The organism is Pseudomonas sp. FME51, assembly GCF_014897305.1.
In genome coordinates this window covers 207,227-221,225 of sequence record NZ_JABUYN010000002.1, presented here as the reverse complement: position 1 = coordinate 221,225, position 13,999 = coordinate 207,227, and the positions used below count along the sequence as shown (strand labels likewise).

The following is a 13,999-nucleotide window of genomic DNA, read 5'->3' as shown; positions in this document are numbered from 1 at the left end:
ACTGTCACCTTTATCGTCGACCCGAGATCACCATGAAACGTTACATACTGCTTGATACCGCGCCCATTCCGAATAACGGCGGTGCCCTGTGCCTGTTCGAGTACGGCGAGGACTTCGTCATCAAGCTGGAGGGCGGCAAGGGCGGACAGCTGATGAACACGCGCATGCACGGCTCCGAAGATGCGCTGGCTGCCATTCCTTGCAAGAGGATTGCTGCGCGCCCCAACGCACGCGTGTTAATCGGCGGTCTGGGCATGGGATTCACCCTGGCGTCGGCGTTGCAGCATCTGAACAAGGACGCCGAGGTACAGGTGGCGGAGCTGGTGCCAGGGGTGATCGAATGGAACCGCGGGCCGCTCGGTGCCAAGGCCGGCAATCCGATGCAGGATGCTCGCGCCAGGGTGCTGAATGAGGACGTGGCGAAAATCCTGCAGGCCGAGCCCAGGGGGTTCGATGCCATCATGCTGGATGTGGACAATGGTCCCGAAGGCCTTACCCACAGCAACAACAACTGGCTGTACTCCCTTGATGGGTTGACCGCCTGCGCTCGCGCGCTGAGACCCAAGGGCATTCTCGCCGTCTGGTCCGCGACCGCCGACCGGCAGTTTTCCAACCGGCTCGGCAAGGCCGGCTTCAAAGCTGAAGAAGTGCAGGTGTTCGCCCACGGTAATCGCGGCGCACGCCATACCATCTGGATCTGTGAGCTGAAGTCAGCCTAGACTCTGCAGCGTTATTGCGCGGTCTCGCGTCGATCAACACCAAGTTCACCCAGGGTCGCGGCCATATCCTCAGCCGAGGTGGCCGGCTCCACATCCGTATCTATCTTCAACACCCGCCCGTCGGCACCGATATAAATGGTGTGTCGTCTGGCAAAGCCCAACGGGTGCAGTACGCCATAGGCCTTGGCTACCGATTTATCCTCATCGCTGAGCAGCGGAAAATCGGCGCCGGTCTCGGCAGCGAAGCCCTTGTTCTTGCTCAAGGGATCGACGCTGGCCATGAAGTAGCTGACGTCATACTCACGAATCAGATGACCGTTCTCCGCAAGCGATTTGCATTCGATGGTGCAGCCGGAGGTATAAGCTCGCGGGAACCAGGCCAGTACCACTGCCTGCTTGTCCCGGTAATCTGCCAGACGATGGATTTCGCCATCCGAACCAGGCAATTCAAAATTCGGCGCCAGGTCACCCACTTCCAGCGCATTGGCCGATAGCGCAGCGAGCGCCAGCCCCACGCCCGGCAACAGCCGTTTGACATAATTGAACATGAATTCTGCTCCTGCTCGTTTCTGAAGAAGTGTAGGCTGGTATGCCCCGGCGCAGGGGAACCATACATTGCCAACGTGTACCAACATTAGCTTCAGCACGATGAAAATACCATAACGCGCCCATTCAGTAGAGGTAGCCATGAACACACGCAGTCTGCTTGATCAATTGCTCAACGCAGGAAAGGATCTATTGCAGAACCAGAACCAGAGTACCAGCAGAGCCAATCCGACAGCTCCACCAGCCACCGGTTCCCCACTGGGCGGATTGCTTGGCAGCATCGGCGGTGGCGCACTGGGCGGTGGCGCGGTCAGTCTGCTGCTGGGCAGCAAGAAGGCGCGCAAGATGGGTGGCAAGGTGGTTACCTATGGTGGCCTGGCAGCACTCGGCGTGGTGGCATACAAAGCCTACAGCAATTGGCAGACCCAGAAGCAGAATCAGAATCAGCCCGGCGTACCGGCTATCGAAGACACACCACGGACCGTCGACCGTGTGCCGGCCATCGAGGTGGAACAACACAGTCAGGCGATCCTGCGTGCCATCATCGGCGCAGCCAAGGCCGACGGCCATATCGATGATCGTGAGCGAGAACTGATCGATGGCGAAGTCGCCAAGCTGACCGGCGACCCGCAGCTCAAGCAGTGGTTCGATCAGGAACTGCGCAAGCCATTGGATCCCGCCGATATTGCGCAATCAGCCAAGACGCCGGAAATCGCCGCGGAAATGTATCTGGCCAGCATCATCATGGCCGATGAAGAAAGCTATATGGAGCGCGCCTATCTCGACGAGCTGGCACGCCAGCTGCAACTCGAGCCGGCGCTGAAAGCCGAGCTGGAAACCCAGGCGCAGATCGCCTTGCGCTGAGAGCGCCATACTGCAAACCGCTGCGTGTCGGCAACGGGTGGCTCCGGTCTATACTCAAGTAGAACCGGGGCTATCAGAAGTGGTGCCCTCTTCAACTCGCCGAGGAACATCAGCCATGATCGATGTGCAGATCTATCGCTATCACCCCGAAGAAGAGCGGCAGCCCTGGATGCAATCGTTTTCGGTGCCTGACGAGTTCCGGGCTCGCATGGTGCTGGATGTGCTGGAGCATCTGCACGAAACCGATCAGACCCTGGTGTTCCGCCGCTCCTGTCGAGAGGGGGTGTGCGGCTCGGATGGCATGAATATCAATGGCAAGAACATGCTGTCCTGCGTCACGCCGGTATCTGAGGTGGTGAATGGCAACAGCAAGCTGATCATCCGTCCTTTGCCCGGCATGCCGGTGATCCGCGATCTGGTGGTGGATCAGCGGCTGTTCTTCGAGCAATACCGCAGCATCCAGCCCTGGCTGATCAATCATGACCCCGCACCCACCATGGAACATCTTCAGTCCCCCGAAGAACGCGCCAAACTGGATGGGCTCTATGAATGCATCCTCTGCGGCTGCTGTTCTTCCCAGTGCCCGTCGTGGTGGTGGAATCCGGAGAAATACGTTGGCCCGGCCGGCCTGCTGCAGGCCTGGCGCTTCATCGTCGACAGTCGCGACCAAGCCACCATGCAGCGGCTGGAACGGCTGGAAGATCCCTTCAGCCTCTTCCGCTGCCGCACCATCGGCAACTGCGCCTGGGTCTGTCCCAAGGGGCTCAATCCCATGGCGGCGATTGGCAAGATTCGCCTGGAGCTGTTGCAGAAAGGAACCTAGACTTCCTCAGCTTTACTCACCCGGCTGAAATCCGGTTGGCGCTTCTCAGCGAACGCCAGAAACGCTTCCTTGGCCTCTTCGCTGCGCAGCTGAGAAGAGAAGATACGACTTTCCCGCCCCATATGCTCGAGCACCTGTTCGGTGTTACGCATCAGCCCCTTGGCCAGTGCCAGTGCACCGGCTGGTTTGCTCGCTACCAGGGCTGCCAGACGCTGGGTCTCCGTGCGCAACTGGTCACGGCTGACCACACGGTTAGCCAGTCCCCAGGCCAGTGCGTCCGCCGCCCCTATGGGCTCACCGAGCGCGAACATCTCGAAGGCCCGTACGTGGCCTATGCGCAGCGGCATAAGCAGACTGGAGCTGGCCTCAGGCACCAACGCGAGGTTGATGAAAGGAGCGATCAGCTGGGCGTCGTCGGCCAGTAATACCATGTCGCAGTGCAGCAGCATGGTGGTGCCCACGCCGACCGCCTTGCCCTGCACTGCAGCGATTACCGGTTTTCTGGCTGTAACGATATTGCGCAGGAACCGCTCAACATGACGCACCACCGGGCCGTTGCCGGTGGACTGTTGGGTGAACTCACCCAGATCATTACCGGCGGAAAAGATTTCGCCATCCGCCTGAATGACAGCAACCCGGATATCAGCCTGCGCTTCAACCCGCTCCAGCGCATCGGCCAGCGCCTCATACATGGTGTTGGTCAGTGCGTTCTTCTTTTCCGGACGGGAGATGGTAATCGTGAGTACGCCGCCACTCAATTCGGTAGTCACTTCGCTCATCGGTTGCTCCTGAGAAATATTGTGGTTTTTATCAAGAGCCCGAGAGTAGCCGTGCGAATCGCGCAACGTCCAGATAAAGCCTGATGAATCAACAACCTTGTGCCGACGACATCGGCCTGGTGAATGAGCCCCGGCGGTGTCCGGGGGTCGCCGGCAGACTCCGCGCCTGTTGGTTCTAGCTGGCCTTCCACCATTCAACCGCCTGGCGACTGATTTCCGCTACCGGCAGCGTCGCATCCACCGTCAATACCCCGGGTTCGTTATCCGGCCTCTGCAGCGTGGAGAACTGGCTGCTGATCAATGTCAGGGACATGAAATGCCCCTTGCGCAGAGCAGCACGGCGCTGCACTTCAGTCTGATCAATATCCAGAAATACAAACCCCAAGCCAGGAACCGCTGCCCGTAGCTGATCCCGGTAGCGACTTTTCAATGCAGAGCAACTTAACACCGGCTTCTGCCCTGCTGCCACCGCGCGAGCCAGCAATTCACCGAGCTGCTGCAACCACTCCGCACGATCATCATCATCCAGAGCAATACCACTGCGCATCTTCTCGATGCTGGCGGCGCTATGGAATAGATCGCCTTCGATGTGGACACCGCCAGCGCCTTGGGCGATGGCCTCGGCAATGGTGCTCTTGCCGCAGGCGGTCACTCCCATGACCACCAAAGCGCTTATACCTTCCTGCATATATTTCCCCTCGAGCCTGCCTTCAGTCTAGTTGATGCGTATCAGGGCGCGATGCTCGCCGGTGGAGTTTAATACAGTGACTCAAAGATCTGATTCAGCAGGGGGCTGATATGCGTAAACTGAAATGGGTGTTCTGGCTGACTCTAGTGCTACTTGCCGTCCTCTGGCTGGTTGCCGAGCCTGGCCTGTTCGGGCGGACCGGGTTCTTCCCCTGGCGCAATACGCTAGTACAGTTGACGGGCGTATTGGCCATGGCTTGCATGAGCATCGCCATGCTGCTGGCCCTGCGGCACCGCTGGCTGGAGTCTCGACTGGACGGGCTCGACAAGATGTACCGGCTGCATAAATGGCTTGGCATCGGCGCGCTGGTGATCTCTGTTATACATTGGCTGGCGGCCAAAGGGCCGAAATGGGCGGTGGGCTGGGGCTGGCTTGAGCGTCCGCAGAAAGGTGCCGGTGTTCTGGAGCAGCCGTTGCAGGCATTTCTGACCAGCCAGCGTGGGCTCGCTGAAAGTCTCGGCGAGTGGGCCTTTTATGGTGCCGTGTTATTGATCGCGCTGGCATTGGTCAAGCGCTTTCCCTATCGTCTGTTCTATCTGACACACCGCCTGCTGGCGGCCATCTATCTGGTATTGGTGGCACACACTCTGGTGCTGCTCAAGTTCAGCTACTGGGGCTCGCCGGTCGGATGGCTGACGGCCCTGCTGCTCGCTGCCGGCAGCTGGTCTGCGGTGATCGTGCTGCTGGGTCGGGTGGGCGCACAACGGCAGGTGCAGGGCTACATTGCCGGCTTGCATTACTATGCCGGCGTCAAGACGCTGGCGGTGGAGACCCGTGTGCCTGACTGGCCGGGACACCAGCCTGGCCAATTTGCCTTTGTCACCTCAGATGCAAAAGAAGGTTTTCACCCCTACACCATTGCTTCAGTCTGGCACCCTAGTGATCCGCGTATCAGTTTTGCAGTCAAGGAGTTGGGGGACCATACCCGCACCTTGCATCAGCGTTTGAAAATCGGTCAATCCGTAACGGTTGAGGGACCCTACGGCTGCTTCACCTTTGCTGATTTCCGTCCACGACAGATCTGGATCGCCGGTGGCATTGGTGTGACGCCCTTCATCGCCCGCATGCAGTACCTGACCAGCCACCCGGATAACGCTCAGCCGGTGGACTTTTTCCATAGCACTGCAGAAGTAGATGAACAGGCATTGGCCAAACTGGTCGACGATGCCAGCCATGCGGAGGTGCGTTTGCACGTACTGGTTAATGCCCGCGATGGTTATCTGACTGCAGAACGTATCCGCACCAGCGTTCCGGAATGGCGCGAGGCAAGCATCTGGTTCTGCGGCCCGGCAGGCTTTGGTGAGGCATTGCGGCGGGATTTTGCCGCGCAGGGTTTCCCGGTGCATCAGCACTTCCACCAGGAGCTGTTCGCTATGCGTTGAACAAAAAGGCCGACTCGGTGTACCGGCGATCCATTACTCCAATGCCGGTATCAAACAACCCAACGAAGGCATCGAAACTATGCGCTGTTTTATACTCAGCGTTTTTGATCCTCTGCTTGTCTCACTCTGCAGTACCTGAGCGAGACACCTTCTCTGCATCCAATCTTGCCAGCTCTTCTAACCCGATTGAAATCCGATTTGCGATAGTCACAATAAAAATGACTGTTCATTCCCAATCTGAATCAGCAGTCACATCCGGAGCGGCAATCTTCTGCCAGGCGATGATTCAATTTCGTCAGAAAAAAGTAGCGGCAAGCGCTCTACACCAACAAAGACATATATAAAATCTGTCTCGCTAATGCGAATATATTAATTCCCCCCCGACAATCAACACAATTACACAAACAACCCCAACCAACAACTAATCCTGGTTGCGTCTCAAACCTCACTCCTATACTGTCCTGCGTCCCCGATCAGGGACGAAGTACCCTTTCGTTAGACAGTAGATGTGAACTCGCAGCAGGCTCCCGCAGAAGGAGAATGCTCGAAAGGCTTAAAAAAATAATAATGGAGTTAAATCTCATGTATTGCATGTTCAAACCAGGCAATCCTTCGATTGTATTGGCCGTTTCCCTGTTGCCCCTGGCACTGGCTGGCTGCTTCGGTGGCTCGTCCTCCTCCTCCTCGAAACCCGATGTGCTCACCGGCAGCTTTATCGACAGCGCTGTTTCCGGGCTGGATTACCAAGGTAGCGAGACCGCCGCGGCAACCACAGATGAACAAGGTGAATTCCATTACCGAGCAGGCGAAACCATCGGCTTTGCCATCGGCGATCTGTCGCTGGGTTCTGCCAAGGGGGCGCACGTACTCACTCCGCTGAGCATTACCGAGGGCGCGGAATCAGCAACCGATCAACGAGTAACCAACAAGCTCATCCTGTTGCAGTCGCTGGATGCCGATGGGCAGCTAAACAATGGCATTCAGCTCACCGATGCCATCCGCGATGCGGTGTCCCTGCAGGCTGCGCAGATCGATTTCGATCAGACGCCGGCCGCTTTCCGCGCCAGCCTGACTCCACTGCTGGAGGAACTTGAGGCTGCCGGTGCCTTCAGCGATACCGACCCGCGACCACGCACCGTCACCGCCGCCGATGCTGCTCTGGAGCACTTCACCCGCGCCACCAGCCCGCGCCATCTGGTACAGACCGCCGGCGGTGAATTGAGTGGTTTCGAAGCCGACGAGAATACCTGGCAGTTTCTCGGCATTCCTTATGCCCAACCACCCCTGGGCGATCTGCGGTGGCGTGCGCCGCAGCCGGCTGAGCCCTGGAACGGCACCCGGGATGCCGTCGCCTGGAGTGACCAGGCCGCTCAGAACCCGGGTCTGGAACGCTTCGGCGAAGGCGGCATGAGTGAAGACTCGCTCTATCTCAATGTCACAGCACCCAAGGATGCCGAGGGCCTGCCGGTCATGGTGTGGTTCCACGGCGGAGGCTTCACTTCGCTGACCAGCAACACCAAACCCTTCAACAACCCCAAGGCGCTGGCGAGCAAGGGCATAGTCCAGGTCTCGGTCAACCATCGGCTCGGACCGTTCGGCTATATCGCCCACCCCGATCTGAGCGCAGAAAGCGGTTATGGTGGTTCCGGCAATTACGGCCAGATGGATCTGGTTGCCGCATTGAAGTGGGTGCAGGCCAATATCGAGGCATTCGGCGGTGATCCGGCTAACGTGACCATCTTTGGCGAGTCCGGTGGCGGTCGCAAGGTCCTGTCGCTGATGTCCTCACCCCAGGCCGCCGGGCTGTTCCACCGGGCCATCAGTCAGAGCGGTACTCTGCATCCGGATACCCGCACCCAGGCCAGCGCCGAGGCCATCGGTGTGCAGCTCCAGCAACGATTGCAAGCCTCCTCCCTGGAAGAGATGCGCGAACGCAGTTGGCTACAGGTGATGCAGGCCGGGGCGGCGCTGGTGCCCTACACCAATATCGACAGCCACTACCAGCCTTACAGCGAACGGGAAGCCTTCGAAAGCGCCCGGCAGAACGATGTGCCTTTCATGTTCCTGATCAACACCAACGACACCGAAGAGCCCATCGCGACCGTGCTCGAGGTATTTCCCTGGATGGCGGGCCTGAATACAGCGCCGCAGTACGCCATGCACTTCAGCCAGCAGCCCGCCGGCTGGAAGGCCCAAGGCGTCACTGCCTACCACGCGGCGGAGCTGGCCTATCTGTTCAACATGCCGGAAAGCGTCATCACCCACTACCTGCTGGGGCTGGTCATCGACCCGGCCACCGGTCAGTCATTGGTGATCGGTGATCTGAACGGCAATGGCGTCACTGGCTCCCAGGGCGATCCGGCAGACATCTTCGCCTCGGCGGGCTTCAATGCCACCGATGATGCGGTGATCGAGCAGATGATGACCATGTGGAGCAACTTCGCCCGGACCGGCGACCCGAGCATTACTGATGAACTGGAATTCCCCCTGTACGACGCGCAGGCTCAGCGCTATGTCGAATTGGGCGCCGAAGCCGAGGTGAAGACCTGGATTTCGGATGTATTTACCGATGAATGATGCGCTTCCCAACAATAAGCAAAGCAAAAAGGAGTTCGCATGACTACTCACTATCCCAGCCATCGCCGTGCAACATTGGCCGGCATTATTCCGGCCACGATGACGCTGCTGCTGGCAGGCTGTTTCGATGGCTCGTCCTCCTCGTCTTCAGATCCCAAGGTGCGAACCGGAACCTTTGTCGATAGCGCTGTTTCCGGACTGGACTATCAAGGCAGCCGCACCGCTGCCAGCAGCACGGATGAGAGCGGCCAGTTTCGCTATGTTCCGGGAGAAACCCTTTCCTTCGCCATCGGCGAGCTGGAACTGGGCGCCGCCGAGGGAGCGGAAGTCCTGACACCACTGAGCATTACCGAGGGCGCCAGCTCGGCGCAGGACCAACGAGTCCACAACAAGCTGATCCTGTTGCAGACCCTCGACGCCGACGGGAATCTCAATAATGGTATCCAGATTACCGATGCCATCCGCACCGAGCTCTCTCTGCAGGCGGCCGATATCGATTTCGACCAGCCGCCGACTGATTTCCGTACTGCCTTGGCAGGGCTGGTGGAGACCCTGGAGGATGCTGGCGTCTTTTCCGATACCGACCCCCGTCCACGCAGCGTTACCGCTGCAGCAGATGCGCTGGCCCACTTTCAGCGCACAACCAGTCCGCGAATAACAGTTACCACCACAGGCGGGGAGCTGCGCGGCTTCGAGGCGAACGAGGACACCTGGCAGTTTCTCGGCATCCCCTATGCCACCCCGCCGCTGGACGACCTGCGCTGGCGGGCACCAGAGCCGCCAGCACCTTGGTCAGGTATTCGCGATGCCGTCGCCTGGGCGGACCAGTCCGCACAGGACATGGCACTGGAGGCCATCAACGAAGGCGGCATGAGCGAGGACTCGCTCTATCTCAATATCACCGCCCCCAAGAACGCCGACGCTTTGCCGGTCATGGTGTGGTTCCATGGCGGCTCCTTCGCCATCCTTTCCGCAAACTCCAGGCAATACAACAACCCCGACAGCCTGACCAACAAAGGCGTAGTGCTGGTCACGGTAAACCATCGCCTAGGGCCCTTCGGCTATATCGCTCATCCCCTGTTGAGTGAGGAAAGTGGATATGGCGGGTCCGGCAACTACGGCCAGATGGATCTGGTCATGGCGCTGAAATGGGTACGGGACAACATCGCCGAGTTCGGCGGTGATCCCGCCAATGTCACCCTGTTCGGCCAATCTGGCGGCGGTGGCAAGACCTATTCATTGATGAACTCTCCCCAGGCAGCCGGGCTGTTCCACAAGGCCATTGTGCAAAGTGGCGCATCGCCACTGGATACGGCCAGCGAACCGAGCGATTCGCTGGCATTGTCCGAGGCCATCGGCAGTGCCTTATTCGACCGGGTCGGGGTCAGCAGTCTGGAGGAAGCCCGCGCATTACCCTGGACGGCGTTCGCCGAAGCGGATAAAGCGAACAACATCCCGCGTCAGACTTACCGACCAAACGTCGATTATCATTACCAACCCAGCACCTACTACCAGAACGTGATGGATGGCATGCCGAGCGATATCCCCTTGATGGCGGGGGTAACTTCGGGTGATTACCCCGAGCTGCGAGCGGCTCTGCCGGTCTGGCTGGAGCAACGTTCGGACGCCTATCGGTCGGACCAATACATCTACAAGTTCAGCCGAGTACCCGATGGCTGGGCGGAGATGGGACTGGAAAGCTGCCACGGCTGTGAACTGCCCTACCTGTTCAATCACCCGGCAGGTATGGTGCAGAACTTCCAGCTCGGCCTGGTGACGACGCCGGAAGGTGGTCGCCCGCCAATTGGCGACCTGAATGGCAATGGGGTGAGCGGCAGCCAAGGGGATGTGGCAGACGTCTATGCTTCCATGGCCTGGGGCTCCAAGGATGCCGCCATTGGCGAGCAGATGATGCTGATGTGGACCAACTTCGCCAAGACCGGCAACCCCAGCACGGAAAGTCTGGAGTGGCCGGCCTATACCCTGGCCAACGACACTTTCGTCGACGTCGGACCTGAGACCGAGACGACGGTGGAAACCGGGCTGGCAGACGCTGTCAGGTAATAGCGCAGGGCCGCAGGTGAAGCCAATAAGGTGAGTATCTGTCTATTCACTTTCAGCATCAGGAGCAAATCAAGGGCAGCCTGCAGGCTGCCCTGTCCTTCAGCTTTTCTCAACAGGTAAACCAATCCCTGCGACCTTGATGATAAGATGGCGCCTTCATTCAGCTGGATATGTGCATGCCCCAAGAATGCCGCCTGAGGAACGCATGAGACATTTCGATGATCCAGCGTAACGACATCCCGCCACTGCTGACCGGCATGATGGCGACCCTGGTCGGCATCGGCCTTGCCCGCTTCGCTTATACTCCCCTGATACCCGTATTGGTCCTGCAAGGCTGGTTCGACGCCAGCGCGGCGATCTATCTGGGCGCCGCCAATCTGCTGGGTTATCTGGTGGGTGCACTGATTGCACACCGGCTATCCGAACGCGTCGGTATACGGCAGCTACTCGCTGCCTGCTTTATCAGCATCGCCCTCAGCTTTATCTGCAGCGCAGCGCCCGCCAGCTTTGCCTGGTTCTTTGTCTGGCGCCTGGTCGCCGGGATCAGTGGGGCCATTCTGGTTGTGGTCGGGCCATCATTGGCGCTGACCCGCGCCCCCATTACGCGCCGCACTGTGGTCGGTTCATTAGTGTTTTGCGGTGTGGGTTTGGGGGCATTACTCTCGGCCACCCTGCTGCCGCTGCTCATCCAGTTCAACCTGATGTGGAGTTGGCTGACATTGGGCGGACTGTCGTTGCTGGCCTGGCTTGTCTGCGATCAGGGCCTGATACGCCTGCCGCCTCCTGTGTCCACTTCTCCAAGCCTGGAACCGGCCACCTCATCCCGGCTGGCCGGCGTCGGCGTGGTGCTGGTCATTCTTGCCTATGCCATGGACGCCGCCGGCTTCATTCCACATACCGTGTTCTGGGTCGACTACCTGGTTCGAGAACAAGGTTACAGTAGCGCCGCAGCAGCTGCGCAATGGGCCATCTTCGGTGCTGGCGCAACTGTCGGCCCGCTGCTCGCGGGGCTGCTGGCAAGTCGTCTGGGCTGGCACCGCAGTCTGACAAGCGCCTATCTGATCAAATGTCTGGCTATTGCCCTGCCGCTGTTCGCCAGCGGATTTCTTGGCAACTCGGTATCTTCCTTTCTGGTCGGCGCCATGGTGCCTGGCCTGGTAGCGCTGACGTCCGGGCGACTGGCAGAACTGGGCGGCCCAGCGGAACACAAACGTCTGTGGGGCTACGCTACCGCCGGCTTTGCTGTCCTGCAGGCCGCGTCAGGTTATTCCATGGCCGGTCTGTATACGCTATTGGGCAGTTACCAACCGTTGTTTGCGCTGGGCAGTGCCCTACTCGCTGTTGGTATGCTGCTGGTCATTATCAGCGGGCACTTCCAGCCAGACCGACCACCGCAAGGTCTGTGATGAAGTTGCCCGAATATCCACCAATTTTCAGATAACATCGATTTATTCGATATTAATTCCGCAAAATTCGCGCTTTATACATCTGTTTCGGTGATCAATAATCAAATCCATCAAAGTCAGTTTCGTCATGACAAAGCATGACCATTTGGGAGAGAGTCCATGAGCAAGATACATCTGGCAATCGTCGTAGGCAGCAACAACCGTGAATCCATCAACCGTCAATACGCACAGGCCTTGGCCAAACTGCTGCCAGCCCACTTCAGCGTCAGCTACCCGCAGATAGATGACCTGCCGATGTACAGTCTGGATCTTGAAGGCGAACGCGCCGCCAGCGTAAACCGCTTTACCAGCGAAATCGGCGCTGCAGACGCAGTGCTGATTGTCACGCCAGAACATAACCGTTCATTGCCTGCGGTGCTGAAGAACGCCATCGACTGGGGCTCCAAGCCAATGGAAAAGAACGTCTGGTTCAACAAGCCCGTCGCCATCACCGGCACTTCACCGGGCGCCATGGGCGCGGCGCTGGCGCAACAGCATCTGCGGCAGATCATGGGCATTCTTGGTTCGGTGGTGTTGGGCGGTGAAGCCTACATCCAGTTCAAGCCAGACCTGATCACCAGCGAAGGCCAGATCGGCCCCAATAGCCGTGACTTCCTCCAGGCGTATATGGATCGTTTCGTATCGTTGGCGGAGACACTGAAGGGCTGAGGACCGTTGCGGTCCGCCCGCTGATTACTCCCACGCTGAGCGTGGGAGTAATCAGGAAGGATCTTTAAGAAGCAACCTTGATCAGAAGATCTGCTGCTGGATGATGGTTTCGTTACGATCAGGGCCAGTGGAGATCATGGCGACCGGCGCACCGACCAGCTCCTCGATCCGTGCAATATAAGCCTGCGCATTAGCCGGCAGCTCATCCAGCGACTGGATACCCAGAGTCGACTCGCTCCAGCCCGGTACTTCCTCGTACACCGGCTCCAACCCGATGTAACTGTCCGCGTCGCTCGGCGCTTCCAGCACTTCGCCGGCGGCGTTGCGATAGCCAACGCAAATCTGAATCACATCCAGACCATCAAGCACGTCCAGCTTGGTCAGACACAGACCAGTAATGCTGTTGATTTCGATGGCGCGACGCAGGATGACCGCATCAAACCAGCCACAGCGGCGCGCACGACCCGTGGTGGAACCAAACTCATGACCACGCTCGGCCAGACGCGCACCGATGTCATCGAAGAGTTCAGTCGGGAACGGACCCGAACCAACCCGAGTGGTATAGGCCTTGGTGATACCCAGTACGTAATCCAGATACAGTGGGCCAAAACCGGAACCCGTGGCGGTACCACCGGCGGTGGTGTTGGAGCTGGTGACATAGGGGTAGGTGCCGTGATCAATGTCCAGCAGGGAGCCCTGGGCACCCTCGAACATGATGTTGACCCCTTCGCGACGCAGCACATGCAAACGCGCGGTTACGTCTTCCATCAAAGGCTTGAGCCACTCGGCGTAACCCATGGCCTCATCAAGCGTTTTCTGGAAATCGATCGGCTCGACCTTGTAATAATGCTGCAGGGCGAAGTTGTGGTATTCCAGCACCTCGGCCAGCTTGACGGCAAAGCGTTCAGGGTTGAACAGATCACCCACGCGCAGACCACGGCGGGAAACCTTGTCCTCATAAGCAGGCCCGATCCCACGGCCGGTTGTGCCGATCTTGTCTTCCCCTCGCGCCAATTCACGCGCCTGATCCAACGCGACGTGGTAAGGCAGAATCAGCGGGCAAGCGGGGCTGATGCGCAGGCGCTCGCGCACTGGCACGCCTTTCGCTTCCAGGCCGTTCAATTCCTTGAGCAACGCCTCAGGGGACAGGACTACACCGTTGCCGATGTAGCACATCACATTCTCGCGCAGAATTCCGGAGGGAATCAGGTGCAGGACGGTCTTCTCACCATCGATCACCAGCGTATGCCCGGCATTGTGTCCGCCCTGATAACGCACCACAGCGGAAACCTGCTCGGTCAGCAGATCGACGATCTTGCCCTTGCCTTCATCGCCCCATTGGGTGCCCAGGATGACAACATTCTTACCCATGTTCAGCTCTTG

Annotated in this window: 12 protein-coding genes and 1 pseudogene; 9 read left to right on the top strand and 4 right to left on the bottom strand. The window is 58.8% G+C overall.

Features of this window, described 5'->3' with window-relative positions; all coding sequences use genetic code 11:
* The first annotated feature begins 32 nt into the window (after positions 1–32).
* The gene (locus INT39_RS05425; protein WP_193072594.1) at positions 33–719 is read left to right on the top strand and encodes a spermidine synthase; all 687 of its coding nucleotides are present in this window, start codon (positions 33–35) and stop codon (positions 717–719) included.
* Between the two features lie 11 nt (positions 720–730).
* On the opposite strand, the gene INT39_RS05420 is transcribed toward INT39_RS05425, so the two are convergent.
* Complete coding sequence (locus INT39_RS05420; protein WP_193072590.1) at positions 731–1,267, bottom strand: peroxiredoxin; 537 nt, start codon at positions 1,265–1,267, stop codon at positions 731–733.
* Positions 1,268–1,406: 139 nt separating this feature from the next.
* Between INT39_RS05420 and INT39_RS05415 the strand changes: the two genes are divergently transcribed.
* Together INT39_RS05415 and INT39_RS05410 are read left to right on the top strand one after the other, a co-directional pair.
* On the top strand, positions 1,407–2,129 hold the full coding sequence (locus INT39_RS05415) for a tellurite resistance TerB family protein (protein WP_193072586.1): 723 nt from the start codon (positions 1,407–1,409) through the stop codon (positions 2,127–2,129).
* 115 nt (positions 2,130–2,244) lie between these two features.
* The gene (locus tag INT39_RS05410) at positions 2,245–2,952 is read left to right on the top strand and encodes a succinate dehydrogenase iron-sulfur subunit (protein WP_193072583.1); all 708 of its coding nucleotides are present in this window, start codon (positions 2,245–2,247) and stop codon (positions 2,950–2,952) included.
* Here INT39_RS05410 and INT39_RS05405 read toward each other — a convergent pair.
* Both INT39_RS05405 and INT39_RS05400 read right to left on the bottom strand, forming a co-directional pair.
* Complete coding sequence (locus INT39_RS05405) at positions 2,949–3,731, bottom strand: enoyl-CoA hydratase (protein ID WP_193072580.1); 783 nt, start codon at positions 3,729–3,731, stop codon at positions 2,949–2,951. The two genes, INT39_RS05410 and INT39_RS05405, sit on opposite strands and share 4 nt — an antisense overlap.
* A 175-nt stretch (positions 3,732–3,906) precedes the next feature.
* Positions 3,907–4,419, bottom strand: coding sequence for a gluconokinase (locus tag INT39_RS05400; RefSeq protein ID WP_193072577.1), 513 nt, complete (start codon positions 4,417–4,419; stop codon positions 3,907–3,909).
* 110 nt (positions 4,420–4,529) lie between these two features.
* On the opposite strand from INT39_RS05400, the gene INT39_RS05395 reads away from it, so the two are divergent.
* The 6 genes and pseudogenes from INT39_RS05395 to INT39_RS05370 all read left to right on the top strand — a co-directional run bounded on the left by INT39_RS05395 (position 4,530) and on the right by INT39_RS05370 (position 12,616).
* Positions 4,530–5,861 (top strand): ferric reductase-like transmembrane domain-containing protein, encoded by a 1,332-nt coding sequence (locus tag INT39_RS05395; protein WP_193072574.1) that lies wholly within the window; start codon positions 4,530–4,532, stop codon positions 5,859–5,861.
* Positions 5,862–5,877: 16 nt separating this feature from the next.
* Positions 5,878–5,969, top strand: a pseudogene (locus INT39_RS22960) (acyloxyacyl hydrolase); the annotation flags it as partial.
* 474 nt (positions 5,970–6,443) lie between these two features.
* Positions 6,444–8,438, top strand: a complete 1,995-nt coding sequence (locus INT39_RS05385; RefSeq protein ID WP_193072561.1) for a carboxylesterase/lipase family protein — start codon at positions 6,444–6,446, stop codon at positions 8,436–8,438.
* A 39-nt stretch (positions 8,439–8,477) separates the two neighbouring features.
* Positions 8,478–10,502, top strand: a complete 2,025-nt coding sequence (locus tag INT39_RS05380) for a carboxylesterase/lipase family protein (RefSeq protein ID WP_193072560.1) — start codon at positions 8,478–8,480, stop codon at positions 10,500–10,502.
* Positions 10,503–10,720: 218 nt separating this feature from the next.
* Positions 10,721–11,908 (top strand): YbfB/YjiJ family MFS transporter, encoded by a 1,188-nt coding sequence (locus INT39_RS05375; RefSeq protein WP_193072558.1) that lies wholly within the window; start codon positions 10,721–10,723, stop codon positions 11,906–11,908.
* Positions 11,909–12,067: 159 nt separating this feature from the next.
* Positions 12,068–12,616 (top strand): NADPH-dependent FMN reductase, encoded by a 549-nt coding sequence (locus tag INT39_RS05370; protein WP_193072557.1) that lies wholly within the window; start codon positions 12,068–12,070, stop codon positions 12,614–12,616.
* Positions 12,617–12,697: 81 nt separating this feature from the next.
* On the opposite strand, the gene INT39_RS05365 is transcribed toward INT39_RS05370, so the two are convergent.
* Entirely contained in the window at positions 12,698–13,987 is a 1,290-nt protein-coding gene (locus INT39_RS05365) for an adenylosuccinate synthase (protein ID WP_193072555.1), read from the bottom strand.
* Positions 13,988–13,999: the final 12 nt, after the last annotated feature.